Source organism: Aetokthonos hydrillicola CCALA 1050, from assembly GCF_017591665.1.
In the GTDB taxonomy this organism is placed as follows: domain Bacteria; phylum Cyanobacteriota; class Cyanobacteriia; order Cyanobacteriales; family Nostocaceae; genus Aetokthonos; species Aetokthonos hydrillicola.
Genome location: NZ_JAAKGC010000035.1, coordinates 21,116 through 47,814, shown reverse-complemented (window position 1 = coordinate 47,814; position 26,699 = coordinate 21,116). Strand labels below are relative to the sequence as shown.

Genomic DNA, 26,699 nt, shown 5'->3' with positions numbered 1-26,699 from the left:
TTCCCTCTGAACCAGTTTTGACTTTTGAATGCGTGACTTTTGACTTCCCCGCAGGGGTGCCCTATGCCCCATGCCCCGTGCCCCGTATTGGAAGTCGAATCAGTTGATAAGCTCCTTTAGCACCTAAATTTTCATAATCTGTAGGCTGTAGACCTATTTGTGGGAACTTTGTAGGTTGCGATAATAACAGTACTGAGAGAGGTTGCGCTTTCTTAATAGATTGCTCTTGAATATATTTTGCCGCAGTTTTAGCGTCTTTTATGTAAGTGACGCTACGGCGAGTGTAAAATACCACAGAAGGCTTTTTAAAGCCAACCATAACTAATTGTTCCCCTGGTTTTTGTGCTTGTACTGCGATCGCTGACAATTCCCTTAAAGGTAGCTGACGCTGTTGATCCATCAAAAACAAACTAGGAGTAAGAACAAAAACCAAAAACGCCACAAAAGTTAGTAAATTTACAATAATAAAACTGTGCCAAAAGCGCCGTATCAATATAAATGCAAGCACTAATGCACAACAGAGCAAAATCACACCACCTAGAGCTGGTAAACCTGACTGTATAAGTAGTTGCCGAAGGTTTGGTGCAGCTGGATCAGGTCCTAATATCCGTGGAACCTGAAACAGTGCTATTGCAAGTGCCGATAAAAACACTACATTCACCCAACCACTCCACAGAAAAAAAGAGCGATAAATTCCTTTTAATTTCCCTGCTCCCCCGCTCAAGAGCTCAAGAGATCCTCTGCTCCTCTGCTCAAGATCTCCCTTGACTAAATCGTTCCATAACAGCGCCACCAAAATAGCTGAAGGGGGCATTAAAGGCAATACATAACTAGGAAGTTTCGTGACAGCAATTGTGAAAAAGCAAAAGACACCCATAAACCAGAAAAAGGCAAACAAACCGAGTTGTCTGCTTCGTTCTTGGGCGCACCAATGTTTTCTTTGCCAAAACTTAAGCCTTGACATTGCCACAGGCAAATATATCGAGTAAGGAGCAAAACACAGTAATACCACTACAAAATAGAAATACCAAGGAGCTGCGTGACCATTAACAACTTCGGTAAAGCGTTCGAGGTTGTGATAACCAAAAAAGGAGTTAATAAAAGCCCATCCGTTGCGCCAAATTACTAGTGCATACCATGGCACTGATAAGCCTAAGACAATTAGCGTACCTATGACTAGGTTCATTTCTTGCAAGACTTTGCGCAAATTGCCCAGGTAAAATAGAAATATCCCAATAATCAATCCAGGTAAGACTATTCCCACTGGTCCTTTAGTCAAAATTGCACCAGCAATTAGCACATAGAAAGCAAGATACCACTTATTGAACCTAGAAGACTGATTATTATTGCTATATCCCAGAAAAAAGCATAATAAGCCTGAACCCATGCACCCGGTGAGTAGCATATCTGAAACACCAGTTCTACCCCAGATAATCATTTCTGGGTTCAATGCCATAACAGATGCGCCTAAAGCAGCTGTTAACCAAGGTTTTAAAGGGTGCTTGAAGTCAACTTCTTGTGCAAGATGGCGGTGTATGGTATAAAATCCCAAGAAAATTACCCCTGTTGCGGCGATCGCCGAAGGAAGACGTACAGCCCACTCATTGACTCCGAAAATTGAATACGCGATCGCTTGACACCAGTAGATCAAAGCAGGTTTATCAAAACGAGTTTCTCCATCAAAAAATGGTGTGATCCAATCACCAGTGACAAACATTTGGCGGGAAGCTTCAGCAAATAGCGGTTCTGTCTCATCTATCAACCCGATACTGCCTAAATTCCACCCATAAGCTACCCAACAAATTAAAATTAACCATAAAATTGACAGTATCAAAAGAAATCGGTGCTTTCCTATTTTTGTCATTGGTCATCAGCCACTTGATTAATTGGATTCACGATCCTAAACCAATTAAGATGACTTTGACTCAATTTTTCAGTTCCTTATTGGGGACTGGGGATTGGTGATTGGGGATTGGTGATTGGGATTGGGGTTTAGGTATGAAGCTTTCAGTCGAAAAAATTATAAAATTCAGTTTGACCCTGAACATATTATTCCCCAGTACCCAGTACCCAGTCGCCAATACCCAATCCCCCCTATTGACTAATAACCAATTGCCATTCTGCCTTTTCAGTACTCCAACTGGGTAAGGGAGTTTCACCCACAACATATGGTCCCCAGTAGCTTCGGGAACCATCTTGTGCGAAGGCAACTAAAATATCTCCTTTTTCGAGCTTTAATTTACCTTTAGGCAATGATAAAACCAACCCCTTCTCACTACCTTCTTTGGGAGCAAAATCCCAATGTGCTGGGATATCATTTTTCGTAGAGCTTTTCCTCCCTAAGTGCCGTTCTAGTAGAGCAAGGCGAACAGGCTGTTCGGTTTGATTACTGATTCGTAAGCTTCCTTGAGATTGTGCTTTCTGATTGTTGTTACTTTGGGAGACTAAGACAGAATTCGTTTGTTTAGTTACTGTAGAAGCATTAGCTCCTTGTAGCGCAATAGAAGAATCTGTTTTTTGCAAATCCGATGTTTGAGCAGACTGTGTTGGTGATGCTTCTGTTGCTGGTTGCTCAAAAGATACACTTACCTCGTAGCATCCCGTTGGTAGTAAAAGCAGTACCAAAGAACAAGCTAACAGAATAGCATGACGATGGATTGATTTCATATTGATTGATAATTATTTGAAATAAGTATTTTTTCTAGGCTTGGGCATATAGCAGCCCATTGTTAAAAACGATAATTAACCACAAGCGCAAGCCCTAACCCACTTTGTTAGCTATTAACTTTATAGCTACATTGTCCAATACCCATATTGTGCTTGGTTGAGAATAGCAAGACATATAAGTTTTGTTAATCAATAATAACCAAACTGAAAGATAATACAATATTTAAAAAGGACAATGCTGAACCCTCTACTATCAGTATAGAAAAAATATTTCGATGTATCTTGACTTTCGCAAGTTCATTCGATGCAAAATACTCGTCTCAACAACCTACTAGATGCGATCGCCAGGCGATTAGGAGAATGGTTTTCCAATCCTTGGCGGCGGTTTTCGCTTGTGGTGATCAATCTTTTGTTCGGCTTTTTCCTGGGAAACGTCATTTCCACTACATCTGGACAAACGGCTGAATGGGATGTTGTGGTAGCTGCAATTTTAGTCATCTTAACGGAAATCACCAGTAGAATATTTTACAGCCGTAGTTTTTTAGCAAAGCGATCACTTTGGTTAGATTCGCTGAATAGCCTTAAAATTGGGTTAGTTTACAGCTTGTTTCTTGAAGCCTTTAAATTAGGGTCATGAAAGGGAGTAGGGAGTAGGGAGCAGGGGGATTAGATGGGAAACCGACACTCGCTGCCCTGTGCCCAATTTGGGTCCAATCCCCATCCCATTGTTTCCCCTGCTAAGAGCTCCCTCTTCCTTGAATTTATTTACGTGTTTTTCTCTTGGCGTAGGAAATTTTCGAGACTAAATGGCACATTTTTTTGGGTTTATTAAAATTTTCTCATGTTTTGCTCATCAAAAGTTCATGTAATTTTACTAAAGTTTAAATAAAGATAAAGAAAAATGAAGTAAACGATTTAGAATTATCTATGAAGTAAGTTAAACCAAAAAACGTAAGCGCTACATCTTGAGTCACTTTCTTTAATTTGTGTAGAGAAGCTGTCTTAAGTAGTAGGGATCATTTTTAGTGATGAATCAAGCAAGTAACAACATCTATTATCCCAGGCCCCTATATTCTGGTTCAGGTCAGAGGATGAAACAGCTTAAGGGCTTTGACTGTGGATGAATTCTTTAACAACATCAGGGAGCTTTATCAGTAACTAAGTAACGAATAACTCTGCGTATCGAAAAAGAGAACTTTCTATTGGATCGAGAGCAAACAAATGACAAAGCTTACCAATATTCGGAATCAATCCTTGTTTACCAGTGAAATAGCAGCATCATTTGTGGTGTTTCTTGTAGCTCTTCCACTTTGCATGGGGATCGCGATCGCATCTGAACTTCCTCCAGCACGCGGCTTAGTGACAGGAATTGTAGGCGGAGTGATTGCTGCGATTTCTGGATCCCCTTTGCTTGTGAGCGGACCTGCAGCTGGGCTAGCGGTAATTGTTGCAGAAATTGTCCAAAAAAATGGTATTGACATGATTGGCCCCATTTTGCTATTAGCAGGTTTGATGCAATTTCTTGCGGGCAAATTCAGGCTAGGTCAATTATTTCGCGCCATGTCTCCAGCCGTCATTTATGGAATGCTGGCAGGTATCGGCATCTTAATTCTCGGTTCCCAATTTCATGTCATGCTCGATGACAAACCACGCAGACATGGTCTGGAGAATTTAATTACAATTCCTAAGGATATCAAAGAAGCTTTCTTTTCAGGCGATCCCAACGTTCATTTCATAGCAGGGTTGATCGGGGTGACAACTATTCTCTCCCTCGTCCTGTGGAATAAGTTTAAACCGCGCAGTTTGAAGCTTGTACCTGGAGCGCTTGTAGGTGTGGTCACTGCGACAGTCATATCCAGAGTCTTCTCGTTACCGATTCACTATGTTGATCTCCCTACATCTTTGACAGAGGCCGTCCATCTTCCCAGATTTTCCAATCTGATTCAAGTATTTCAGCTGCCTGTATTTTTCCAAGCGTTCGTGATTGCATTTATTGCAAGTACAGAGAGTTTGCTTTCAGCTGTCGCAGTAGATCGTTTACATACTGGAACAAGAACCAATTTTGACCGAGAATTAGCAGCACAAGGATTTGGCAATATGATCTGCGGGCTGCTTGGTGTTTTGCCTATGACAGGGGTGATTGCTCGAAGTGCTGTCAACGTAGAAGCAGGTGCTAAAACAAGATTATCTGGGATACTTCACGGTTTATGGTTGTTCCTGTTAGTGGTGAGTGCACCAGCATTGTTAAGGATGATTCCCACAGCTAGCTTAGCAGCAATTCTAGTTTTCACTGGCTACAAGCTAATAGAAGTAGAACACATTCGCCAACTTAAAAAGTACGGGCGTCTTCCTATGGTGATATTCTGCTCGACCTTCATCGGAATTGTAGCTGTTGACCTACTAACAGGTGTCCTAATTGGCGTGACGCTGACAGCAATGACACTGATTTATAAGATGTCCATCCTGAATATCCAAACTTTCACAGATGACGATGGACAAATGCATATTTATCTCCAAGGAGCAGCAACATTTGTCCGTTTACCAAAATTGGCAAGTGCTTTGGAAAAAGTACCACCCGGAAGTGAGTTGTATCTTCATTTAGAAAACCTGGCTTACATAGATCACTCATGTCTCGACTTGATTTCCACATGGAGCAAACAACAGCAAAAAGTAGGTACTAATCTCATTGTGCAATGGGATGGATTGATAGAGCGTAATCGTAGACCCTTCACATCTACCTATAAAACAACTTAAAAATCGGCGTTGCAAATTAAGGGTTACCCTATGTATCCATGTTTTATTAATGATGGAAACCGTCATTAATAAAAAGGAGTCAGAAGTCAGAATTCAGGAGTCAGAATACACCACTCATAAAGGGATGGTGTCTTAGGGAAAGTTTCAACCCCTTTCTCGTCCACCGGGGACGAGGTTTTTACCAACAACTTCATTCCGACTCCTGGCTCCTGACTCCTGAATTCTTCTTCATAAAACATTCTCTGGCGCGTGTTGGTCACGAATTTATGCAATTTTGACGTTTGGAGCTATTACATGACTGAATTTTTTATCCAAACAAGTTGGTTAATTCCGTTTTACGGCTTACTGGGCGCTATTTTTGCTGTGCCTTGGGCTATTGGAATGATTCAGCGTACAGGTCCACGTCCAGCAGCTTACGGGAATATATTGATGACGTTGTGCGCCTATATTCACGGTTCAGTTGTTTTTAGTGCTATTTGGAACCAACCATCTCAACATCTGACCATACATTGGTTTCAAATAGCAGATTTAGATTTGTCTTTTGCTTTAGAAATCTCATCCCTCAGTGTTGGGTCAATGCAATTGGTGACAGGTTTAAGTCTGTTGGCACAGCTGTTCGCTTTGGGATATATGGAGAAAGACTATGCTCTTGCTCGCTTTTTTGCCTTGATGGGATTTTTTGAAGGAGCAATGAGTGGTTTAGCATTAAGCAATTCCCTGCTCCTGTCATACTGCTTTTTGGAACTATTAACCCTCTCGACATACCTATTGGTTGGATTTTGGTACGCTCAACCTCTAGTGGTTAAAGCATCACGAGATGCATTCCTTACCAAGCGAGTCGGGGATGTCCTACTACTCATGGGAGTGGTAGTACTCTCAACTTTGGTAGGAAGCAGCAACTTTCCCGACCTCTATGAATGGGCAAAAACTGCTAATTTACCCCCTATAAGCGCGACACTTCTGTGTTTGACGTTACTAGCTGGTCCTACTGGGAAATGTGCTCAATTTCCTCTCCATCTCTGGCTAGATGAAGCAATGGAAGCTCCTAGCCCTGCATCAGTTTTGCGGAACTCACTTGTGGTTTCTTGTGGTGGCTATGTGTTGGTTACACTCCAGCCCATCCTAGCAATTTCACCAGTAGCAATGGCCACTTTAGTGACAATTGGTACTGTGACTGCAATTGGATCTTCATTGGTTGCGATCGCCCAAATTGATATCAAACGCGCCCTTTCTCATTCCACCAGCGCTTACATGGGATTGGTTTTTATTGCGGTTGGGATGCAATACAGAAATTTCGCTTTGATGCTGATTTTGGTGCACGCGATCGCTAAAGCTCTGATGTTTATGAGTGTTGGTAGCGTCATAACTACAACCAATAGCCAAAACTTAACAGAGATGGGCGGACTAGGCAAGACAATGCCAATTACGGCAAGTGGTTTTGTTGTTGGCGCGGCGGGATTAATTGGATTATTACCACTAGGTGGATTTTGGGCAATGCAACAGGGTATTGACCACTTTTGGCTAGATTCTCCCTGGCTAGTCGGGGTATTACTTTTAATCAACGCTCTGACAGCATTTAACTTCACTCGTGTCTTTCGTCTGGTTTTTTTAGGTTCCTCTCAAGCAAAAACTCGGTGTGCGCCAGAAATTTCTTGGCAAATGGCTTTACCAATGTTGGGTTTGATCGCAACAACCCTTTCTGTGCCAGCCATGCTAAGGAGTTTAAACATTCTGCCATTCTGGATGTCCTTGAATCAGCATCAAGTGATTTTACATATTCTCTCTGGTGTCTTAGGTTGCGTCCTCGGAAACACAATCACATTGCAGCGTACTTGGCTCCAACCAAAAAGTAAAACTGCTAGATTCTTCCATAACCTGCTAGCATACGACTTTTACATCGAGCAAATTTATCGCTTCAGCGTCATTTTAGCCGTTACCCAGTTCTCTAAATTCACTAATTGGCTAGATAGCAATCTTGTAGATAAATTAGTCAATTTGGTTGGTTTGACCACTCAAAAGAGTGGTCAAAGCTTAAAGTACAGCACTTCTGGTCTATCTCAATCTTATGTACTGACCATTTTTCTGGGAATCAGTATTTTAACCGGTTTCATCAGTTGGAAATTTTTCCAAGTCTTCAACATTTCTGAGATTTTGAGCATTCTTTAAATTGCCAGAAAATAGCTTTTTGCCATCTAGGAGTGAAATATGCTTAGTGTATTCATTTGGATACCTGCGATCGCTGCGCTGATCGGATTTCTCCCAGGAGTCACACCCCGTTTTTCCAGATGGACGGCTTTTACAGTGACTTTCGGTTTGTTCATTTGGTCTCTCATCTTAGCAGGTCGATTTGAGCAACTCAATTCTAATTGGCAATTTCAAGAGTACGCTCCCTGGATTGAAAGTTTAGGGATAACTTACCATCTTGGAGTTGATGGTTTATCTCTACCGTTGTTAATTCTCAATGGTTTACTAACAGCGATCGCTATCTACAGCACTCCAGCGCACACCCCAAGACCGAAGTTTTACTACGCTCTCATTTTGCTGTTGAACGGTGCCGTATCTGGTGCATTCCTCGCTCAAGATTTATTGCTCTTTTTCGTCTTATACGAAATGGAGTTGATTCCCCTGTATCTATTCATTGCCATTTGGGGTGGTCAGAACCGCCAATATGCAGCAACAAAGTTTCTGATGTACACAGCAGTTTCAGGGATTTTCATTCTTATTGCCTTTCTGGGTTTAGTAGGCTTCAGTGGTGCTTCTAACTTTGCTTACGATCCAGCACTATCATCTCTGTTACCACTAAGTACTCAAATTCCGTTACTCATCATAATTTTGTTGGGCTTTGGTGTCAAAATTCCTTTGGTTCCGTTCCACACTTGGTTACCAGATGCTCACGTTGAGGCTTCCACACCGATTTCTGTCCTGTTGGCTGGAGTGTTGTTAAAGTTGGGAACTTATGGATTACTGAGGTTTGGCTTGGGTTTATTTCCTCAAGCGTGGTCAGTTTTAGCTCCATGGCTAGCCACTTGGGCGGTAGCGAGCGTTCTGTTTGGGACTTTTACGGCTATTGCTCAAAAAGACATGAAAAAGACAATTGCCTATAGCTCTATTGGACATATGGGATACATCTTACTAGGAGCAGCAGCAGCAACTCCTGTGAGCCTTATGGGGACACTTATCCAAATGGTCAGTCACGGTTTAATTTCTGCGTTGTTGTTTCTCATGGTGGGCGTGGTTTATGAGAAAACAGGAACTCGCGATTTAACCAAACTCAAAGGTTTACTCAATCCTGAACAAGGTTTACCTGTGATTGGAAGCTTGATGGTATTAGCCGCTATGGCCAGTGCAGGTATTCCCGGTATGGCAGGTTTTGTTGCTGAGTTTTTGTGCTTCCGAGGAAGTTTGTCAGTGTTTCCTATACAAACCCTGTTCTGTATGTTCGCTACAGGATTAACTGCTGTTTATTTTCTACTTTTGGTCAACCGTGCTTTCTTTGGACGTATTGATGAGGGAATGACTGACTTACCTCCTATGAAATGGTCAGAGCCAATTCCTGGAATTATTCTGGCAGTGATGATCATCATTTTGGGTATGCAACCAAGCTGGCTGATTAACATCAGCAAAGCCACAACAACTGCTATGCAAGAACCATTGATCACCATCTCCCAGCGTTGAAGAATTTGTAAAAATCAAGTTTAGAAGAAAATTGAAAATGGTTAAAGCCTTCTTAAAGCTGCAACAGTCAACTCATCCTTTAAGCAGCTACATTGATCGTTTAGAAAATGGTGACACTCTTCTTCCTGATTCTCCAAGAAATCTGGTGGAGGTTGTAGGAATTTTACATAGCTATGGCATAGTTTTAGATGCTTACTCAAAAAATCTGTGCTATATCGCTGAAAATGCTTTTTTAGAGCCATTTCCCATTTTTAAATATTTCAACGGTGAAGTAACATTTGCAAAGTTACTGAAATATGGATGGCACGATCGCATTAACTTTGAATATGCGGAATATTGCATGAAAGCTATGCTTTGGCATGGTGGCGAAGGTCTGGATACCTATTTGAATTCACCAAGATTTGAGGAACTTGTACAACAAGCGATCGCGGCAAAATTTCAAGGGAATCCCATCTTTATGGGCTTAAACCACCTGTTTCCTGGATTTTTCCGTGAACAGATTCGACAACTTACTTACTACAGTGCTTTAGGTCAGTTCTGGCGAGTTATGAGCGATATTTTCTGTGATTTATCAGAACGCTACAATCGCCAAGAAATCACTTCTATTCCCGACGTCGTTGAGCATATCCAAGCTGGTTTAGTAGCGGCAGCAAACTTGCCAATCACCTATAGTGTTCTGATTCGTGGTGAATGCTACGATATCATCCCAAAAAATGCAGGGTTGGAGTTTTTAAAAGACGTAGCTGTACCTTATGTTGAAGCGGTTTTCTTCCGAGGTACACCCTTTTTTGGAACTATTTCCTACAATGCACAAGCAAACCAAATTCCCCAAGAGTTATCTCAATTTAACTATGGTGTCATTTACGCCGATCCTTTACCTATTGGGGGTGCTGGAATTCCTCCAACATTGCTAATGCAGGATATGCGTCATTTTCTGCCAGATTATTTGCAGGAAGTTTATGAGTGTTCCCGTCGTGGAACAAATAATCTCCGAGTACAAATTTGCCGCAGCTTCCAGAAATCCATGTTTTGCGTCACGACATCTGTTATTAAAGGACTAGCGCCCTATCCATTAAACACATCAGAACCTGATGAGCAAAGAGTCAACCGAGCCTATCTAGAAAGTTGGATGAACCGCTTTCTTGATTCTCGCTTACCACAGGTTCAACTTTGATCGTCCACCAAAGTGTCTGATTAGCCATTAATAGCGGTGCGTTACGGCGCAAAAATTAGTGAATTAGTTGAAAATGATACTTAATAATGCGCCTAACGCACCCTACCTTAATTTAAGGTTTACTTTATAAATGGTCTCTTATGTGGCACGATATGAGTTGGCTGAGTCAAGTTTTAAATGTAACGCAGGCAGAAGAAAGTTGGCAGGAAGAAGCAAAAGAAGCAATGTTAGCAGATACGCTACATGCAAAAGCTTTTGGGATCACAGGAGAAAATGTAGATGAAGTTATACAGACGCGATCGCACTTACTAAGATCTGTCTTACCAAGCTTAAGTGAATTCTGCCAAACCACCCTCCGAATGCAAACCTACGAAACGCTGGAGGTGTTGTGGAATGTGTGGTTACCTTTAGCAACAAAACTTGCATCACAACGTCAAAAAGCAGGGCATCCTATTATACAAGGTATTTTAGGAGGACAAGGAACGGGTAAAACCACAATGTGTAAGGTTCTTACCTTGCTCCTCCAGGAGTTAGGATACTGTACGTTGAACTTATCTTTGGATGATCTATACAAAACCTATAGCGAGCGCCTGAAATTACAACAGCAAGACCCGCGCTTGATTTGGCGAGGTCCACCAGGAACTCATGATATTGAACTGGGGTTAAGTGTACTCGATGACATTCAAAAGGGTAAAAGTCCAGTTGTAGTCCCACGCTTTGACAAGTCAGCTTATTCTGGTGCTGGTGATAGAACAACTCCGGAAATTGTCGAGAATGTAGATATTGTTCTTTTTGAAGGATGGTTTGTTGGTGCGCGACCAATCGAACCTGCTAAATTTGAAACTCCACCACCACCAATTATTACAGACGAGGATAGAACATTCGCCCGTGATATAAATAGTAAACTTAGGGATTATCTACCTTTGTGGGATCGATTACACAGCCTCATAGTTCTGTATCCTACAGATTATCGGCTTTCTTTAGAATGGCGCAAACAAGCAGAACAACAAATGATTGCTGCTGGTAAGTCAGGGATGAGTGACAAACAGATAGAGGAATTTGTGAATTATTTTTGGCGATCGCTTCACCCAGAATTATTCATTAAGCCATTGGTCGAATCTTCGACATTCGCTGATTTAGTCATTGAGATTCAACCTGACCATACTGTTGGTAGAGTTTATCGCCCGAGTGATGTTAAGCTGTTGCGCATTTAATTTGTATATGGGACGCGGGCAAGATACCCGCAATACAGTAATTTTACGTTTTCGTCTTATACAATGTAGCTGCACATCAATTTAAGATGCACGTTTTATAATCGCATTAATTTGTTCGTTATCAACACTGATGCCGTGACGTTGTAAATAGGGACGTAAATTAATTTGAATAAACAAATCTTTCAATTCTTCGGCTATTTCAGTCGGTGGATTTCCGGTTAAGGCTGTAGCAATCAAACGTTCTGCTGCCTGCAATTCTCCACAGTTAACAGCAAGATTTGCCGCACTTCGATGCAAAACCGAGCGTGTTGGTTCCGCATCCAATTGATGAGCAATCAAGGCTGCTGCTGCTTGCTCACTCTCAAATGCTTGCCGAGTTAGTTGCAACGCTTGTTCCGAATCACCTTTAAGTTTAGCTAGAAAAGCCGCTTCAGCTAAATCCATCGCTGCTGTATGTTTTTCTTGAATATTACTCATTTTTTGGCAACAAAAGATAGGGGTGTGCTGAATTCAACTACGATAATGTAAGCAGGATATTTTCCGTCTGAAGGTTTTGTTTGTTCTTTTTTCTGTTTGACTCTAGCTTTAACACGGCTATGGTCTCCCTTGCGTATGCCCGATACTTCTAACCTAACTTTGTTTTGAAAGGGAATTATTCCTTCTGTATCTATTGTACCCAACCAATAATCAAACCCTGTGCCTTTGCTCGAACGTTCAATAACAGTTAAATCTGTAAGTTCTCTAATAATTAAACAGGCAATACCATAAGCAGCTTGCTCGGTTGTAAACTCCTCATCATTCCAGCAACGTAACATTTGTGATGTAACAGGTTCCCATCGCAACTTAAATTTGGCAGTGAAATCTCCCCTAACGGTGATCTCAACACCTTGAGAATGACCCTGTTCCTCTAAGCATACAGCACAGGCTTCAGCCAATGCTGCTCCAAATGAAGGAGTGATAGCAGGTAAGCCTTGTGATAAATTAGTCAGTACAAGTTCTAGAGGCTCGTTCAACAAAGTATACTCCTAGTGATAAGATTAAAGCAGGTGTAAAACTTATACTGTACTTTCGCTTGGTGGAATCTTCAACATTTGTCGATTTAGTCATTGAGATTCATCGTGACCATACTTTTGGTAGAGTTTATCGACCAAGTGATGTTAGTTGTTGGTTACCTATAGAGCAAAGAGCGATTGAAGAACATAAACTAAAATTATTAATTTTTAACCCAGAGAACAGGAGCCGATTGAACAAGCTCGTCAAAACATAATCCCCGTCGCCAGGCGTCCGCGTAGCATCTCCGCTACTGATAAGCCAAGACGAGGTTGTTCAAGATGAACATTTTATAAAGTTTTTTGACTGGACTTTAATGATAGCGTATATGCTATCATGATGACATGGCGATTAAAATTGTAGTTGATACCAGCGTTTTTATTAGTGCGCTGATTAGCTCTCAAGGCTCCAGTCGAGAAATCGTTCGACGCTGTTTGAAGGGTGAATATCAGCCTTTGATGGGAAATGCTTTATTTTCTGAGTACGAGTCAGTCATTCAGCGAACAGAAATTATCGCCAAATGCCCTTTAACAAGGGAAGAAATTTCTGCTTTACTTGCATCATTGATGAGCGTAAGTCAATGGATTTCTATTTACTATTTATGGCGACCGAATTTAAAAGACGAAGCTGACAATCACTTAATTGAGTTAGCAGTTGCAGGCAATGCTCAAATCATTGCTACTCACAATGTAAAAGATTTCAAAAATGCTGAATTGTTATTTCCTAACTTATCAATCTTAAAACCCGAAGAAATTATTAGGAGTTAAACAAAAATGGCAACTTTAACTATTCGTTTACCAGAGGATAAGCATAATAGATTGAAAGAACTTGCTCAAGCCAAAGGCATAAGCGTTAATAAGTTGATTGAAGAACTTTCAACCATAGCTTTAGCAGAATTTGATGCCCATACAAGATTTAAAGCAATGGCTGCGATTGGCAACCCAGAAGAAGGCTTAAGCATACTAGCTAAACTTGATACTCTGACAAAATAGAGCTTACAGGCGATCGCTTCTTTGAGGCAATCGGTAAGAGGGCGATCGCCTTGACTATCCTTTTTGGTTGGTGTTCGTGCGGAGATTTCACTTTGCAGGACAACTCGTGGGAGTACTGCTAGAGGTGAGGTTAGACACAGAAGAGATAAGGATGACTCGCCTTTAGCATGACTCTGTTGGCGAATTCTTGGAGATCAAATTTATGGGCTGGATTGCCTTTACTAAGTCCTGTTGCAGTTAATACTTAATACTAAGTTTTTTTTCTTTTCTGGTATAGTTTGCTGATAAAACTGAGTGAGCCTGTCACAGGCTCAAAATTCCTTCGGAATTTACGCATATTCGAGTGGATATAGTACCATAACTAAAAACACTCATACACTTTAATTCCTTTTATATGGCGTTTGCGGCATTTTTACTGCGTCTCAAAGTACGCAGAAGATGGATTCCAGCACTCTTCGCTGTTGTATATATAACCTGTGTTATCAGTGCGGCTTACGCACAATCGCCACTATTCAATCTTGCTAAACCTGGGCAGGTCACACTAGGAATTCGATACGGCGGAGCGACTACCCCAATTCAATAAATACCGGCTCTAAACCTATTAAGGGAATAGCTTCAGCAGGTCAACAGAGGCAAAGAATACGGACTGCTTTAATGAGTGCTTTTCCAAGCTACTTGTCTTTAGAACAGATGCTGTCGGATGGATTGGATAGAAATTTAAGGGTGATTGCTGGCGAAGGTAGTTTACAAGATGTCGTATTTAAATTGACACAAAAAGCCGATGCTGATGGGTGGCTTGAAGATTTAGTTAGTGCTGCATATAACTCAGACTTAGTTTGATAATCTGATAAGTCAATCAAACCATTAAATGTTTTTTGAAGGTAAGACTTGATTTGACGTAAATGTATTTCGCTCATGAGCTTGGTGTTAAATAAACAGGGTGTGGGGGGTAGGGTGTAGGAACCAAACCTGGTAGAACAATGATCCCGTAGACCAGTTCGCCTACAAAGCAAAATAGATCTGTATTCTGACTTGTGAATTCTAGTTGATGAAATCATTTCATCTTAGATGGTAGCACCACACCCAACAACCGCAAAAAGTCCGTCACTTTCTGTAACGGACTTTGAGTGAAGCTCACTTGAGTTAGACCAGATTTTTTCTAGAGATGCTTAGAAGAAGAGTCGCAAATTTTTAAGAGTTCGCTCAAGAGTTTAATTTCTAAGTCAGTTTTGACAAAAGAATGGCTGGGTTAACTAATTTCCCAACTGAATTTGTTTAATGAGTTCATAAAAAGGTTGCCAATTATCTTCTTGCGCGATTGGTTCCCAAACGGACTCAATCACAGGTCTTAATAAGACCGTACTAGGATTATAGCGAGCTAGATTATGTGCAATAGCTTGCATCTGGTCTGGATGAAATCTATTTAATACTTTATGATAAAAAATGGACCAATTATCGAAACTTTCTAACGTTCCTGTTACTGGTACAATATCTGAATTTTCCATCACTAAACCTGGCTCATCTCGCCACGCGGATGAAAAAGTATGAGCCATTTGAGAAAAAAACTGGTGATAACCAACTTGGCTCTCTTGCAAAAATTGAATTGTCAGATTCAAAAGTTCTTTAGTTTCTGGTGTTTGTAAGTTTTCAAAACCTAATTTTTTTAACATTAAAGAACTGTATTCAGCATGATAATGATCATCAAAGTCAGCTAATGCTACTTCCATATCAGCTTTTTCTATTACAGACTTTAATGGTTCTTGAAGCATTTCTAAATTTAATTTACAAATACCTGGTTGATGGCTGTAACAATAGCGTTTATAGTAGTCGAAATATGCTGCTGTAAAATAGGGCTGATAACTAGGAATAAATGCATAGGGACCATAGTCAAAACTCTCCCCTGTAATTGACATATTGTCAGTATTGAGTACAGCATGACAAAAGCCTGCTGCCATCCACTGGGCTGCTAGTTTTGCTACTCTTTCAACTAATTCTGCGTAAAACAAAGTATATTTATTTTCTTCGCTGGTTAAGTTTTGATAATAGTACTCAATTACATGGTCTAACAGCTTTTTAGTTAAGTCTGGACGCTTTAAGTAGTGGAGTCGCTCAAAAGTGCCAAACCGAATATGGGATTTGCTCATCCTCACCATAACACAAGAGCGAGTCGGAGAAGGTTCATCACCTCGCCAAAGTGATAAACCTGTTTCAACCACACTCAGACAGCGTGATGTATTTACCCCCATATAATGTAATGCTTCCGCAGCAAGAACTTCGCGTACACCACCTTTGAGCGTCAGCATCCCATCACCACCACGAGAGTAAGGTGTTCTACCAGAACCTTTAGTTCCGAAATCGTAGAGTTCACCATCCTTACCGCGTACTTGCCCGTAGAGAAAACCTCGACCATCACCTAACATTGGGTTATACTCACCAAATTGATAGCCATGGTAACGCAGCGCTAATAATGGCTCCCGTTTTTCAAATTTTCCAAACGCTACAATAAAATCTTTGTCTGTGACGATTTGGGGATCAAGTCCTAACTGGGGTAGGAGTGCATCATTACGCCAGCGCAAGATGTGCTGAGGAAATTCCCCCGCTGCTACTTCATCATAGTAATCATCACCCAAAGATTCTAGAGCGGGTTCGTAGTTAAGGTTTACAAAGGGGTTAGTAGAATTTTTGTTGTTCGCAATTTCAGGCAAAGTCATTAGGCTCTATGAGAATAGTTTTAAGGTAGCGTTACGTCTAAATTTGTTAATTTAATTTAGTTTATTTAAGTATACTTTTTTACCAATTTTTTGATATACTTTATGGAAAACCTTTTGTTCTGGGCTAGCTGGTTAGTTTCACTTGGTATCACAGCCTTACTGGTTTTTTGGTCATTACCCCTATCTCCATTCACACACCCTGGAACCACTGCTAATGAAGCTGCCATTATATTCTTGCTTGTCATGGTTATCCGTTGGGGAGCACTAGCTACTGCACTTGCCCTAGCCATTATAGCTTGGTGGCGTCGTTTAGATTTGGTAATACATTGGATTATTGGTCTTAGTATTGGTGCATTAGTTCTACACTTCCTACTCGGAATTATCAACCTTGGCGTGATGAATGCCTGGCTGAGTGTGGATCAGAACAAGACTCGTGCTATTAACACCGTTTACGCTGTCATCTACTTTGCTGTACCCACTCTTGTGTTGCTACTCACAGCATCCCTAAAGCTTAGCGTTACTCATTTTCCCCAATAAAATACCAATGCTGAATCAGTTATCAGTTATCAGTTATCACGCCCACTATAAGTCTCGATCACTGATAACTGTTAACGGCTATTGGTTGATAACCGCTTTCATTTTGTCTCGATATGTAGCCATAATAGACTTGATCTGTTGTTGTTGGTTTGAGGTTAAATTCAGTCCTTCGAGAGCTTTTTTAAGTCTTTTGTGAGAGTTTATCGCCTGAGTAAATTGGGAAGCTTGTTTTTTGTCTAAAGTTGAAGCAATTTTCGCATTTCTTTCTTGTCTCAAGTTTCTAATTTGTTGACGCTGCTCTGAAGAAAGTTTTTGCGATCGCTGTGCTATTGTATTAGCCGGAGTGCTTGTAGCGGAAACCTTTATTGCACCAGATTGAGCCAGAACTGGAGATGAATTAACAATTCCAGGTAAAATAACGGCAAGTGCAAGAGCAGAGGAAACCGCAGATAATACCTTTGCAGAGCTAATTTCCATTTTGAGCAACTCCTATATAATGTCTAATTTGAGAACTCAGCTAACGAGTAAACAGGTATAACTATTACACTTGTTTGCGAAGTATGTGTGTATACTCTATGGAGTTAGTATGAATTTTTCACACATACAAAGAGGAGTCAGGAGACAGAATTCAGGAGTCAGAATACACCACCCATAAAGAGATGGTATTTTAAGAAAAGTTTCAACCCTTGTCTCATCCACAAGGGACGAGGTTTTAACCAACATTTATTCTGACTCCTGTCTCCTGACTTCTGAATTCTGCTTGATAAAGGTTAAATTTTTTTATTTTTTCTCCTGTAAAGCAATAATATGATTTTTCCATTGAGGATTTGTGATACTTGTAAGGATATGGTCTTCCCATTGCCCATTAATCAATAAATATTCTCTAGCGTAGCCTTCCACCACAAATCTTAATCTTTTTAATACATTTCCACTGCGTTGATTATGAGGCATATAATTAGCCATAATTCGGTGCATATTTAATTCTTGAAATACATATTCAATAGCTGCTTTCAAAGCTTCTGTCATATAACCTTTGCTTTGTTCTCGTTCTGCAAGATTGTATCCAACATTACAGTATTGTGCAACGCCTCTGACAAAATTACTAAAGTTGACACAGCCAATAATTATTGTTGGATTTTTTTTCGGAAATATAAATAGCTTCAAGGATTGGTCATTTATAAATTCCAAATAATTATTTTCTACCTGTGTACACCAATACTCTTGGGTAAAAAAATTTTCAGCCCAGCGAGGAGAAAATGGAATGAGATAAGTTTTATTTTCAGTATAATAGCTAAGAATTGCAGGTATATCATTCTGAGTGGGGATTCTTAAGAACAATCGCTCAGTCACAATAAGTGGCAGTTCTAATTCCATAAAACCTTTTACCTGAGTAAAATTTGTGACTTTATTCATAGATGAATCTCTTGGGAGATTTCCTGTGATAGATATCGGATTTTCAGTTGAAATTAAATTCAAAAACTGAAATTGTAAATTGATTGACTAAGATGCTTTCAGATAGCCCTTCAAATAAGGAGTAGCAGCAAACAGCCCTACGCCTTCACAAATGTATTGTAACCCACTAAAAATTGCTACAGGACATACTAGCGGGAGTTATTCCTGCACAGAGTGTAGCCAAATTAGATCCCATAGCTGCTTTACGAAGCGAATGAGATTGTTAAATTCGTGGTTTGTGGCTGGGACTGGGGTCGATCAGGCTCGGTGTCATCCTGCTGCTCGTCCTGCTGCAAGGGTTGCGGGTTTGGTTCATCGGTAGGATTAGGAACCTGAGCAAGCAAAAGGTTAGATTTAGGCGCAGATATACAAGTCCTATTAGGAGATGTAGAAGTTGCTGCTATTGTTGGCACAGCCGTTAACATAAAACCGGCAATTAAAAATTTTAATCCTAGAATTATGCGAAAAATTAAAGCTTTTTGAAGCTTCATGCTAAGATATCCTTTAATATTGGATGGTTGTTGGAACTGAATTCTTCTTCAAATAAATAGACTGATAAGATTTGCGATTTTTATAAATTAACAGCTTAATTGATCGGCTGAAAATGTGAAAATTACCTAGGTTTTATCCCTAACTCCCCATCCCCAAACTATGATTTTAGTTGATATGGCTACTTGAATTAAGAAAAAGGACATTAATGTCAGCAGGAATACGCTACGATTGGCAACACTCAGAGATCCAGGCAATATATGCTACACCATTGCTAGATCTGATCTATCAAGCAGCTAGTGTACATCGCCAGTACCATGATTCAAAAAAGATACAAGTCTGCAAGTTAATATCAATTAAAACAGGCGGATGCCCAGAAGATTGTAGCTACTGTGCGCAATCTTCTCGTTATAAAACAGAAGTAACCCCGCAAGCGCTTTTAGAAAAGGAAACAGTTGTTAATATTGCTCAGCAAGCTAAAGAAAGTGGTGTGAGTCGCGTCTGCATGGGAGCAGCTTGGCGAGAGGTACGCGATAACTCACAATTTGAACACGTGCTGGAAATGGTAAAAGAAGTGACAGCATTAGGATTAGAAGTGTGCTGTACGTTGGGTATGTTAACCGAATCACAAGCCAAGCGTTTGTCAGATGCAGGATTGTATGCCTATAACCATAACTTGGATACTTCATCAGAGTATTACAGCACTATTATTACCACAAGGACTTATGGCGATCGCCTAAATACAATTAACAATATCCGACAGACAAATGTCACCGTTTGCTCTGGTGGGATACTTGGCTTGGGTGAAAGCGTAGAGGATCGGCTTTCTATGTTACATACTCTGGCGACACTACGTCCTCATCCAGAGTCAGTACCAATTAATATTCTCTCTCAAGTAACCGGCACACCTTTGGAAAATCAACCGGATGTTCCAATTTGGGATGTAGTACGAATGATCGCCACTGCACGTATTTTAATGCCTACTTGTGATGTTCGTCTTAGCGCGGGCAGAGCCAAACTCTCTCACGTTGAACAAGCTTTATGTTTCCTAGCAGGAGCAAATTCAATCTTTTCCAGTGATAATGGTCATATGTTAACAGTGACTACCCCCTGTCCTGGTTATGATGCTGACCAAGAAATGCTCAATTTGCTTGGGTTGGAAGCGCGCTCTCCGTTTGTTGGACAACAGAAATCCGTCAAGGAAACTGTAGCGCAATAATTAAAGTTTAAGCAAAGACGAAATTCTCGTCTTTGCCTGACATTCAAGGTGTAGTAAGGTTAGAGCAGCTTAACAGCGCGTAAACCAAACAGCAAGCCGACTGCAATGCCAAAAAATAGAGCTAGGAATAAGATATAAGCGATTGCGCCAAACATTGGTAAGTCTCTCCTAAAAGATATATAAAACTATTCAAGCATTGAATTAAGTTAGAATACAGCCCACGGCGCTTGTTTATGGTTAGATGATGGCTTCTATAATCAACGTAAATCTACCGCAGCAGTCTTATGAGATTGCGATCGCACCTAGCAGCTTAGATAAGCTAGGTGAGCAAATGACTGGACTGGAGTTAGGCAAGAAGGTATTGTTGGTTTCTAACCCAACAATTTTGAAGCATTTTGGCGAAAGGGCGATCGCATCGCTCAAAGCTGCTGGGTTTGAAGTGACTACCTGCATCCTACCAGCTGGCGAACGCTACAAAACCCTCAATTCCGTACAAAAAATCTACGATACCGCCTTGGAAAACCGCCTAGAACGTTCCTCAACGATGGTGGCTTTGGGAGGTGGTGTCATTGGCGATATGACTGGTTTTGCTGCTGCGACTTGGCTAAGAGGGATCAATTTTGTTCAAGTACCTACCACACTTTTATCGATGGTAGATGCAGCAATTGGGGGTAAAACAGGTGTAAACCATCCCCAAGGCAAAAACTTAATTGGAGCCTTTCATCAGCCGCGACTGGTTTTAATTGACCCTGAAGTGTTAAAAACACTACCTATGAGAGAGTTTCGTGCTGGAATGGCAGAGGTGATTAAGTATGGTGTGATTTGGGATGCAAAGCTCTTTACCGAGATGGAACAGAGTAAGCGCCTAGATCAACATCGTTACGTAAAAGCTGAGTTAATAGACAGCATATTAACGCATTCCTGTCAAGCAAAAGCCGAAGTTGTTAGCAAAGATGAGAGAGAAGCTGGACTAAGAGCAATTCTCAACTATGGACATACCATCGGTCATGCAGTAGAAAGCTTAACAGGTTATCGTGTCGTTAATCATGGTGAAGCTGTAGCTATTGGTATGGTAGCAGCAGGGCAGATTGCAGTCGAATTAGAAATGTGGCAAAAGACAGAGAGCGATCGTCAAGACGCCCTCATTAAAAAAGCTGGGTTACCAACTCAATTACCAGAAGGGTTAAATATTGAAGAAATCATTGAAACTTTGCAAACCGATAAAAAAGTAAAAGACGGTAAAGTAAGATTTGTTTTGCCCACCGAAATTGGTGTAGTGACAGTGACAGACCAAGTACCATCGGATGTCATTCGCGAGGTATTGGTCAAGATGCAACCAACTCCTTCCAACCCTCCTGATTGAAACCAACTGTAGGGGCGCAGCGTATTGCGCCTTTATTTATGTATTCAACCACGCTGAATATGATAAAGAAAAGTGGAAGAATGACTCTTACTTTTAACAAAGAACTTTACAGCGAATTACTGTCTAAGTATCAACCTAAAATTATTAAAAATGAGAACGACAATGATTATTTCTTAGTAATTGTTGAAGAATTAATGTCTCGTAACAAACTAACTCCAGAAGAAGATAGTTTGTTAGAACTAAATGATCGAGATGTACAGCGATCGCATTGAGATATCTAATCCTGGTATTCCCCCGATTCAGGTGGAGCGCTTTATTGATGAATATCGATCTCGCAACGAGCAACTCGCTGACTTAATGCGACGTTTCGGTATATGCGAAGAAAAAGGTAGTGGTATTGACAAAGTTGTAAGCGTAGCAGAAATGTCTCAACTACCTGCACCAGATTTTCGAGTGGGTGAAATACGAACCACAGCAGTACTGTTTGCCCATCAAGATTTTGCTGACATGAGCAAGCCAGATCGTATTCGAGCCTGTTACCAGCATTGTTGCCTGCTTTATGTTAACAATCAACGTATGTCTAACCAAACCTTACGTGATCGGTTTCGTCTAGGTGAGTCAAAGACAGCAGCAGTTTCTCAGATTATAGGAGCTACTAAAGAAGCTGGCTTGATCAAGTCAGACGAATCTGAATCAGCCTCTACCCGTTACGCTCGCTATATCCCTTTCTGGGCATAAAAGTGCTTTAACGCAAACCCATCTAAGCAAGCATCAAAGCTTGAAAGCCTTTCAGAACAAGGAAAAAAGTGCTTTAACGCAAACCGATCGCACACCTTTGTCCGTGAACAGATTTTATTGTGGTGTTGCTGGAAATTATTTCCAGAATTTTGGACTAGTGAAGGATCCTATCTTCTATTACTCGCACAATAAAGAAGCAGTCAGCAAGAACATGGCAGACTGGCTAGCTAGAGCGGGGACGCCAACAACGCAAAACTCAAGCACAAAATCCTCATCCAGCAGTTGCTGGACTGCAAAAACTTAAAGCACAGAGCTTTTTCGCAATCTTAGCATGTAGTTACCTTCCTTGCAGCAGAGGCATGGTTGAAGTTTCTCAGTTCAAGAGTTCTTAGCGAAGGCTTTGTGGATTTCTCGTGCTGATGGAATCGAACTTAGGTTTTATGACGATTTAGAAAACGTGCTAGCGATCTATCGTATTGACAGAGGGCAATTGACTTCCGTGGTGGACAATATTCCCAATCTCGAATTTGTTGGTTATTAATGGGGGCGTAATTTGAGGTTATCAATATTGTAATCAGCTTCGCCAATGAAAGAGATTTTTCTGTTTTCCAATCTAGGGTAAGCCTGAAAAATTCCTGCTAACCTAGAAGAATGCTGTCAGATCAACCCCAACTATTGCGACTTTCGCAAGGACAACTTAACTTACTAGAAACTTGTCCGCGCCAGTTTCAACACACTTACCTCGAAAAACTCCATTCTCCCTCTGACCCCGAACATGAAGAAAGGCTGACTTTGGGGAGTCGTTTTCACCTGCTGATGCAGCAGCGAGAAATGGGTTTACCTATTGAGACTTTCCTCCAAGGAGACACCCAACTACAAAACTGGACTTCTGCTTTTGCAAATGCAGCACCAGAAATTTTAACACCTACTCTCAATAACCAAACTTTCCGCGCTAGTGAACACTACCGGACTTTACAAGTTCAAGACTACTTGCTCACTGTTGTTTACGATTTATTGATTGCTGAGCAAGAGCAAGCACAAATCCTCGACTGGAAAACTTATCCTAAACCCCCAAACAAACGTAGGTTAGAAAATAACTGGCAGACACGTCTTTATATGTATGTATTGGCTGAAACTAGCGAATACTTTCCAGAAAATATTTCTATGACTTACTGGTTTGTCCAGTCTGAAGGCAAACCGCAAAGTATTAAATTTAGTTACAATAGCGCTCAGCATGAGCAAACAGCAAAAAAATTATACAATCTATTAAGCAAGTTAAGCAAGTGGGTTACGTCTTACTATGAAGGAGGGCAATTTCCTCAAGTTCCTGAGGGCAGTAAAGCTTGTGATTATTGCCAGTACAATACAAGGTGTGAACGCCTCCTACCAACTTCTCAAAAGATGTCTGCAACACAGCTTCCTTCTCACGGAGTGGACACTAACCTCGTAAATATCGCTACGATTCAAGAAATAACCTTTTGATACTCCGCGCTCTAAGGAGAAGGGGTTTCTTAAGACATTGCTGCTCTGGCTCACTGAGTAACTAACAATTTATTTTATGCACTTTGATGAAAATGATGCGGTATACGTCCGTGAATTAGGAATTGATGACATTGCCCCTGTTTACCATTTAGGTGAAGAACTCTTCACCAGCGATCTCTATCCATATTTATACAGAACTTGGGATGAGTGGGAGGTGATTGGACTTTACAACACCGATCCAGAATACTGCCTTGTTGCTGAAATAGATGGACAACTAGCAGGATTTATTTTAGGAACTATTATCACCAAAGCCTCTTGGACTTACGGATATATTCTATGGCTAGGAGTTAGTCCTAACTTTCAGCGTCGGAGAGTAGCAGACAAACTAGTTGATAAAGTTGTTGCCCGAATGATTGAAGACGGCGCGCGGTTTATGCTAGTAGATACAGATCCTACTAATACTCCAGCAGTTAAGTTTTTCACTCGTAAAGGTTTTGGTAACGTCCGCCAGCATATTTTCTTATCGATGAATTTAAGCAAACACGAATTTTATGGCAGACTGATTGATTATGAACACCAAAAAGCTGAAAGGGCAGGTTACAGGCGTTCTCGTCCTGCGGCTATACGCGGTAGTCGTAAATCTGATGGTATAGCGAGTGAAGTTGCTCTTAATTCTTTAGTCGGTGATTCTCCAATGGCTGAAGAACAAGCCCCAGTTGAAGGGACTTCCATTTAAAGAAATGCTTAATTGCAGGAGAGTGGGGTGGGTTAAATGCCCACCAAATTAAATACTTATGTTAGAACAACAGCAGTGGATTCTTGCTTCAACAGAACAACCGCCAGAATGGTTTATAAAAGCGGTGAAACAGTACACGCCTGCATCGAGTGGTGAGTATGCAGCGCAGTTGTTATGGCAAAGGAGAATTAGAGACACTACACAAATTTTACCTTTTGTCAACTACCAAGCTTATCAACCAGCAAGTCCGTTTGAGTTTGGTGAACAAATGCATCTAGCGGTAAAACGCTTGCAACTATCTTATGATGCTGGGCAAAAAATTGCTATTTGGGGAGACTTTGACGCTGACGGTATAACTGCTACTGCTGTATTGTGGGATGGTTTGGGACAGTTTTTTACTCAAAATAAGCAGTTAATTTACTACATTCCCAATCGCTTAAGTGAGTCACATGGACTCAACTCTCAAGGTATTGAGAAGTTAGTCACGCAAGGTTGTAAGTTAATTGTGACTTGCGATACTGGCAGTACAAATCTCGATGAAATTGCGTATGCGAAAGAGCTAGGTGTAGATATTATTGTAACAGACCACCACACCCTACCCTTAGAACGTCCGTTAGTTACAGCGATTATTAATCCTCGTTATCTGCCAAGTACACACCCACTTTTTCATCTTTCTGGGGTGGCGGTAGCTTATAAATTAGTGGAAGCCCTTTATCAAACTTTGCCAAACGTTCCACAACAACCGCTTTCAGATCTATTGGATTTAGTTGCGGTTGGATTAATTGCTGACTTAGTGCAGTTAAGTGGAGATTGTCGGTATTTGGCACAGTTGGGAATTCAACAATTGCAAGCAGATTTTAAACAACCCCCAACAGCAAGGCGGCGTCCAGGTGTAGGACGTTTATTGGAATTGTGTCAGAAAAGTGGCGATCGCCCTACAGATATTTCTTTTGGTCTTGGTCCACGAATTAATGCTGTTAGTCGCATTCAAGGTGATGCTAGCTTCTGTGTGGAATTACTAACCAGTCGTGACCAAAAGCGCGTTAATCAATTAGCGGAAGTTACAGAACTAGCAAACACCCGTCGTAAATCTTTACAAAAAGATGTTGCCCAACAAGTAGCCCAAAAGCTCAGTCAAATAGACTTATCGACCACTAGTGTTATTGTGCTTGCAGATACCCAATGGGCTCCTGGTGTCTTGGGTTTAGTTGCTGGACAAGTCGCGCAAGAAACAGGTCGCCCCACTATTTTATTAAGTACAGAGGAGGGAGGACAAGACGACAAGAACCCTCCTCTTGCAAGGGGTTCTGCTCGTTCAGTCAACTCGGTAGATTTATACCAATTGGTAAAAGACCAAGCACATTTATTACATCGTTTTGGAGGACATCCCTTTGCGGCTGGGTTAAGTCTCCCTGCAGAGAATATTCCTTTATTTACAGAAGCAATTAATCAGCAACTGCGCCAATCTTTGGCAGGTGCAACCTTGACACCAACAATACAAGTAGATTTGGTGGTGAAGGTAGCAGACTTAGGAAAAGAGTTATTTTTAGAATTGAAAGTTTTAGAACCTTATGGAATGGGTAACCCGGTACCAAAACTGCTAATTCAAAACTGCTGGTTTGGAAATGCTTGGCATCGTAATCAGCAAGATTGGCAGGGTAAAAAGGTACAGTATATCAAAACCGAGTTTGACATTCGGGATGATTCTACAAAAAGTCCTTTTCCTGGGGTGTGGTGGGGACACTATAAAGATGAATTACCTCTAGAACCTTGTGATTGTGTTGCAGAGCTAGACTACAACACCTTTAAAAAACGCTATGAAATCAGACTGATTGCAGTACGTCGTCGTGTAGACTTAGCACTTAGCTCTCAGCGCAGTGCTTTGATATTAGATTGGCGTAATAAACCTACTCTAGATCCTGTGCTTCATGAATACCCAGAAGATTCAGCACTCGTCATGACGGACTGTCCCACCAGTTGGGAGGATTTGCGAGCATGGTTAAGGCGATCGCTTTACAATCACCAATCTCTGATACTAGCTTGGTCTAAACCCGAGTACAAATCACCAGAGGAAATTTGGCTAACTCTTGTCGGAATTGCCAAGTACCTTAGTAGAACAAATCAATTAGTCACCCGCACCCAAATTTTAGAGAAACTTGGCATAGGAGATAAAACCTTACATGTGGGTTTTAGAGCTTTAAATCACTCAGGTTTTACTATTACTCGGCAAGATCGTTCTTTGCTTTTTAGTCAGCATTCAACCGCAAACACAAGTGTTTTAGAAGTTGCGCTTGCACAATTTTTAGCTGCTGTACGTGAGGAACAATTTCAGCGAGAGTATTTTGCTGAAGTTCCTATGTCTACTATTGAAGCAATTGCTTCACTCCTTAAAATGGGATAGACCGGATCAGTTATCAGTTATCAGTTATCAGTTATCAGTACTCTG

The 26,699-nt window shown here is 41.0% G+C and carries 29 protein-coding genes; 20 read left to right on the top strand and 9 right to left on the bottom strand.

The features are described from left to right. Positions 1-61: 61 nt before the first annotated feature. The gene (locus G4P69_RS18675) at positions 62-1,864 is read right to left on the bottom strand and encodes an ArnT family glycosyltransferase (protein WP_208350828.1); all 1,803 of its coding nucleotides are present in this window, start codon (positions 1,862-1,864) and stop codon (positions 62-64) included. A 230-nt stretch (positions 1,865-2,094) separates the two neighbouring features. After that, positions 2,095-2,667, bottom strand: a complete 573-nt coding sequence (locus tag G4P69_RS18670) for a hypothetical protein (RefSeq protein ID WP_208345253.1) — start codon at positions 2,665-2,667, stop codon at positions 2,095-2,097. 304 nt (positions 2,668-2,971) lie between these two features. Between G4P69_RS18670 and G4P69_RS18665 the strand changes: the two genes are divergently transcribed. The 6 genes from G4P69_RS18665 to G4P69_RS18640 all read left to right on the top strand — a co-directional run bounded on the left by G4P69_RS18665 (position 2,972) and on the right by G4P69_RS18640 (position 11,484). Then, on the top strand, positions 2,972-3,304 hold the full coding sequence (locus tag G4P69_RS18665; RefSeq protein ID WP_208345254.1) for a DUF565 domain-containing protein: 333 nt from the start codon (positions 2,972-2,974) through the stop codon (positions 3,302-3,304). Between the two features lie 584 nt (positions 3,305-3,888). Continuing rightward, positions 3,889-5,421, top strand: coding sequence for a SulP family inorganic anion transporter (locus G4P69_RS18660; RefSeq protein WP_208345255.1), 1,533 nt, complete (start codon positions 3,889-3,891; stop codon positions 5,419-5,421). 294 nt (positions 5,422-5,715) lie between these two features. Continuing rightward, positions 5,716-7,587 (top strand): NAD(P)H-quinone oxidoreductase subunit F, encoded by a 1,872-nt coding sequence (locus G4P69_RS18655; protein ID WP_208350826.1) that lies wholly within the window; start codon positions 5,716-5,718, stop codon positions 7,585-7,587. 39 nt (positions 7,588-7,626) lie between these two features. Next, positions 7,627-9,096 (top strand): NADH-quinone oxidoreductase subunit M, encoded by a 1,470-nt coding sequence (locus tag G4P69_RS18650; protein WP_208350825.1) that lies wholly within the window; start codon positions 7,627-7,629, stop codon positions 9,094-9,096. A 37-nt stretch (positions 9,097-9,133) separates the two neighbouring features. Further along, on the top strand, positions 9,134-10,270 hold the full coding sequence (locus G4P69_RS18645; protein WP_208345343.1) for a CO2 hydration protein: 1,137 nt from the start codon (positions 9,134-9,136) through the stop codon (positions 10,268-10,270). A gap of 152 nt (positions 10,271-10,422) precedes the next feature. Beyond that, positions 10,423-11,484, top strand: a complete 1,062-nt coding sequence (locus tag G4P69_RS18640; protein WP_208345342.1) for a glycerate kinase — start codon at positions 10,423-10,425, stop codon at positions 11,482-11,484. Positions 11,485-11,565: 81 nt separating this feature from the next. Here G4P69_RS18640 and G4P69_RS18635 read toward each other — a convergent pair whose 3' ends face one another. Further along, positions 11,566-11,961 (bottom strand): hypothetical protein, encoded by a 396-nt coding sequence (locus G4P69_RS18635; RefSeq protein ID WP_208350824.1) that lies wholly within the window; start codon positions 11,959-11,961, stop codon positions 11,566-11,568. Continuing rightward, a complete protein-coding gene (locus tag G4P69_RS18630; RefSeq protein WP_208346012.1) occupies positions 11,958-12,500 on the bottom strand; it encodes a hypothetical protein in 543 nt (180 codons plus the stop codon). The genes G4P69_RS18635 and G4P69_RS18630 overlap by 4 nt, the downstream gene beginning before the upstream one ends. A 59-nt stretch (positions 12,501-12,559) precedes the next feature. On the opposite strand from G4P69_RS18630, the gene G4P69_RS18625 reads away from it, so the two are divergent. The 5 genes from G4P69_RS18625 (at position 12,560) to G4P69_RS18605 (ending at position 14,366) form a co-directional block, all read left to right on the top strand. Further along, positions 12,560-12,751 (top strand): hypothetical protein, encoded by a 192-nt coding sequence (locus tag G4P69_RS18625; protein ID WP_208346011.1) that lies wholly within the window; start codon positions 12,560-12,562, stop codon positions 12,749-12,751. 127 nt (positions 12,752-12,878) lie between these two features. Further along, entirely contained in the window at positions 12,879-13,301 is a 423-nt protein-coding gene (locus G4P69_RS18620) for a putative toxin-antitoxin system toxin component, PIN family (RefSeq protein ID WP_208346010.1), read from the top strand. Between the two features lie 6 nt (positions 13,302-13,307). Beyond that, the gene (locus G4P69_RS18615) at positions 13,308-13,526 is read left to right on the top strand and encodes a toxin-antitoxin system HicB family antitoxin (RefSeq protein WP_208346009.1); all 219 of its coding nucleotides are present in this window, start codon (positions 13,308-13,310) and stop codon (positions 13,524-13,526) included. A 294-nt stretch (positions 13,527-13,820) separates the two neighbouring features. Beyond that, a complete protein-coding gene (locus tag G4P69_RS40465; protein ID WP_208346008.1) occupies positions 13,821-13,910 on the top strand; it encodes a hypothetical protein in 90 nt (29 codons plus the stop codon). Between the two features lie 270 nt (positions 13,911-14,180). Continuing rightward, a complete protein-coding gene (locus G4P69_RS18605; protein ID WP_208350823.1) occupies positions 14,181-14,366 on the top strand; it encodes an effector-associated domain EAD1-containing protein in 186 nt (61 codons plus the stop codon). Between the two features lie 413 nt (positions 14,367-14,779). Here the strand turns inward: G4P69_RS18605 and G4P69_RS18600 are convergent, their stop codons facing one another. Further along, the gene (locus G4P69_RS18600; RefSeq protein ID WP_208344989.1) at positions 14,780-16,237 is read right to left on the bottom strand and encodes a protein adenylyltransferase SelO; all 1,458 of its coding nucleotides are present in this window, start codon (positions 16,235-16,237) and stop codon (positions 14,780-14,782) included. Between the two features lie 102 nt (positions 16,238-16,339). On the opposite strand from G4P69_RS18600, the gene G4P69_RS18595 reads away from it, so the two are divergent. After that, on the top strand, positions 16,340-16,774 hold the full coding sequence (locus tag G4P69_RS18595; RefSeq protein ID WP_208344988.1) for a hypothetical protein: 435 nt from the start codon (positions 16,340-16,342) through the stop codon (positions 16,772-16,774). 78 nt (positions 16,775-16,852) lie between these two features. Here the strand turns inward: G4P69_RS18595 and G4P69_RS18590 are convergent, their stop codons facing one another. The 3 genes from G4P69_RS18590 to G4P69_RS18580 form a co-directional block, all read right to left on the bottom strand. Continuing rightward, positions 16,853-17,251, bottom strand: a complete 399-nt coding sequence (locus tag G4P69_RS18590; protein WP_208344987.1) for a hypothetical protein — start codon at positions 17,249-17,251, stop codon at positions 16,853-16,855. 303 nt (positions 17,252-17,554) lie between these two features. Continuing rightward, positions 17,555-18,148 (bottom strand): GNAT family N-acetyltransferase, encoded by a 594-nt coding sequence (locus tag G4P69_RS18585; RefSeq protein WP_208344991.1) that lies wholly within the window; start codon positions 18,146-18,148, stop codon positions 17,555-17,557. 281 nt (positions 18,149-18,429) lie between these two features. Continuing rightward, the gene (locus tag G4P69_RS18580; RefSeq protein ID WP_208344986.1) at positions 18,430-18,717 is read right to left on the bottom strand and encodes a hypothetical protein; all 288 of its coding nucleotides are present in this window, start codon (positions 18,715-18,717) and stop codon (positions 18,430-18,432) included. A gap of 206 nt (positions 18,718-18,923) precedes the next feature. On the opposite strand from G4P69_RS18580, the gene bioB reads away from it, so the two are divergent. After that, entirely contained in the window at positions 18,924-19,934 is a 1,011-nt protein-coding gene (gene bioB, locus G4P69_RS18575) for a biotin synthase BioB (RefSeq protein ID WP_208344985.1), read from the top strand. Between the two features lie 59 nt (positions 19,935-19,993). Here bioB and petL read toward each other — a convergent pair whose 3' ends face one another. Continuing rightward, positions 19,994-20,089, bottom strand: a complete 96-nt coding sequence (petL, locus tag G4P69_RS18570; protein WP_208344984.1) for a cytochrome b6-f complex subunit PetL — start codon at positions 20,087-20,089, stop codon at positions 19,994-19,996. Positions 20,090-20,178: 89 nt separating this feature from the next. On the opposite strand from petL, the gene aroB reads away from it, so the two are divergent. The 7 genes from aroB to recJ all read left to right on the top strand — a co-directional run bounded on the left by aroB (position 20,179) and on the right by recJ (position 26,654). Next, on the top strand, positions 20,179-21,297 hold the full coding sequence (gene aroB, locus G4P69_RS18565; RefSeq protein ID WP_208344990.1) for a 3-dehydroquinate synthase: 1,119 nt from the start codon (positions 20,179-20,181) through the stop codon (positions 21,295-21,297). Between the two features lie 80 nt (positions 21,298-21,377). Beyond that, positions 21,378-21,569 carry a hypothetical protein gene (locus G4P69_RS18560; protein WP_208344983.1) on the top strand — a complete coding sequence of 64 codons (192 nt, stop codon included), beginning with the start codon at positions 21,378-21,380 and terminating at the stop codon, positions 21,567-21,569. Next, the gene (locus tag G4P69_RS18555; RefSeq protein ID WP_208344982.1) at positions 21,541-22,035 is read left to right on the top strand and encodes an ATP-binding protein; all 495 of its coding nucleotides are present in this window, start codon (positions 21,541-21,543) and stop codon (positions 22,033-22,035) included. Before G4P69_RS18560 ends, G4P69_RS18555 begins: the two co-directional genes overlap by 29 nt. Before the next feature lie 400 nt (positions 22,036-22,435). Continuing rightward, entirely contained in the window at positions 22,436-22,576 is a 141-nt protein-coding gene (locus G4P69_RS18550; RefSeq protein ID WP_208350822.1) for a hypothetical protein, read from the top strand. A 110-nt stretch (positions 22,577-22,686) separates the two neighbouring features. Next, on the top strand, positions 22,687-23,517 hold the full coding sequence (locus G4P69_RS18545; protein WP_208350821.1) for a PD-(D/E)XK nuclease family protein: 831 nt from the start codon (positions 22,687-22,689) through the stop codon (positions 23,515-23,517). A gap of 76 nt (positions 23,518-23,593) precedes the next feature. Beyond that, positions 23,594-24,253: a GNAT family N-acetyltransferase gene (locus G4P69_RS18540; protein WP_208345147.1), complete on the top strand. Its 660-nt coding sequence runs from the start codon at positions 23,594-23,596 to the stop codon at positions 24,251-24,253. Between the two features lie 58 nt (positions 24,254-24,311). Beyond that, positions 24,312-26,654, top strand: a complete 2,343-nt coding sequence (gene recJ / locus G4P69_RS18535; protein WP_208345146.1) for a single-stranded-DNA-specific exonuclease RecJ — start codon at positions 24,312-24,314, stop codon at positions 26,652-26,654. The last annotated feature ends 45 nt before the right edge of the window (positions 26,655-26,699 follow it).

Excerpts from the sequence above, each read along its gene's own strand:
- G4P69_RS18670 (WP_208345253.1), bottom strand. The coding sequence starts at position 2,667 with ATGAAATCAATCCATCGTCATGCTATTCTGTTAGCTTGTTCTTTGGTA.
- G4P69_RS18665 (WP_208345254.1), top strand. The coding sequence starts at position 2,972 with ATGCAAAATACTCGTCTCAACAACCTACTAGATGCGATCGCCAGGCGA.
- G4P69_RS18540 (WP_208345147.1), top strand. The coding sequence starts at position 23,594 with ATGCACTTTGATGAAAATGATGCGGTATACGTCCGTGAATTAGGAATT.
- G4P69_RS18580 (WP_208344986.1), bottom strand. The coding sequence starts at position 18,717 with ATGAAGCTTCAAAAAGCTTTAATTTTTCGCATAATTCTAGGATTAAAA.
- G4P69_RS18605 (WP_208350823.1), top strand. The coding sequence starts at position 14,181 with ATGAGTGCTTTTCCAAGCTACTTGTCTTTAGAACAGATGCTGTCGGAT.
- G4P69_RS18555 (WP_208344982.1), top strand. The coding sequence starts at position 21,541 with ATGATCGAGATGTACAGCGATCGCATTGAGATATCTAATCCTGGTATT.
- G4P69_RS18600 (WP_208344989.1), bottom strand. The coding sequence starts at position 16,237 with ATGACTTTGCCTGAAATTGCGAACAACAAAAATTCTACTAACCCCTTT.
- G4P69_RS18615 (WP_208346009.1), top strand. The coding sequence starts at position 13,308 with ATGGCAACTTTAACTATTCGTTTACCAGAGGATAAGCATAATAGATTG.
- petL (WP_208344984.1), bottom strand. The coding sequence starts at position 20,089 with ATGTTTGGCGCAATCGCTTATATCTTATTCCTAGCTCTATTTTTTGGC.
- bioB (WP_208344985.1), top strand. The coding sequence starts at position 18,924 with ATGTCAGCAGGAATACGCTACGATTGGCAACACTCAGAGATCCAGGCA.
- recJ (WP_208345146.1), top strand. The coding sequence starts at position 24,312 with ATGTTAGAACAACAGCAGTGGATTCTTGCTTCAACAGAACAACCGCCA.
- G4P69_RS18545 (WP_208350821.1), top strand. The coding sequence starts at position 22,687 with ATGCTGTCAGATCAACCCCAACTATTGCGACTTTCGCAAGGACAACTT.
- G4P69_RS18585 (WP_208344991.1), bottom strand. The coding sequence starts at position 18,148 with ATGGAATTAGAACTGCCACTTATTGTGACTGAGCGATTGTTCTTAAGA.
- G4P69_RS18560 (WP_208344983.1), top strand. The coding sequence starts at position 21,378 with ATGACTCTTACTTTTAACAAAGAACTTTACAGCGAATTACTGTCTAAG.
- G4P69_RS18660 (WP_208345255.1), top strand. The coding sequence starts at position 3,889 with ATGACAAAGCTTACCAATATTCGGAATCAATCCTTGTTTACCAGTGAA.
- G4P69_RS18635 (WP_208350824.1), bottom strand. The coding sequence starts at position 11,961 with ATGAGTAATATTCAAGAAAAACATACAGCAGCGATGGATTTAGCTGAA.
- G4P69_RS18620 (WP_208346010.1), top strand. The coding sequence starts at position 12,879 with ATGGCGATTAAAATTGTAGTTGATACCAGCGTTTTTATTAGTGCGCTG.
- G4P69_RS18595 (WP_208344988.1), top strand. The coding sequence starts at position 16,340 with ATGGAAAACCTTTTGTTCTGGGCTAGCTGGTTAGTTTCACTTGGTATC.
- G4P69_RS18650 (WP_208350825.1), top strand. The coding sequence starts at position 7,627 with ATGCTTAGTGTATTCATTTGGATACCTGCGATCGCTGCGCTGATCGGA.
- G4P69_RS18645 (WP_208345343.1), top strand. The coding sequence starts at position 9,134 with ATGGTTAAAGCCTTCTTAAAGCTGCAACAGTCAACTCATCCTTTAAGC.
- G4P69_RS18675 (WP_208350828.1), bottom strand. The coding sequence starts at position 1,864 with ATGACAAAAATAGGAAAGCACCGATTTCTTTTGATACTGTCAATTTTA.
- G4P69_RS18640 (WP_208345342.1), top strand. The coding sequence starts at position 10,423 with ATGAGTTGGCTGAGTCAAGTTTTAAATGTAACGCAGGCAGAAGAAAGT.
- aroB (WP_208344990.1), top strand. The coding sequence starts at position 20,179 with ATGGCTTCTATAATCAACGTAAATCTACCGCAGCAGTCTTATGAGATT.
- G4P69_RS18590 (WP_208344987.1), bottom strand. The coding sequence starts at position 17,251 with ATGGAAATTAGCTCTGCAAAGGTATTATCTGCGGTTTCCTCTGCTCTT.
- G4P69_RS18655 (WP_208350826.1), top strand. The coding sequence starts at position 5,716 with ATGACTGAATTTTTTATCCAAACAAGTTGGTTAATTCCGTTTTACGGC.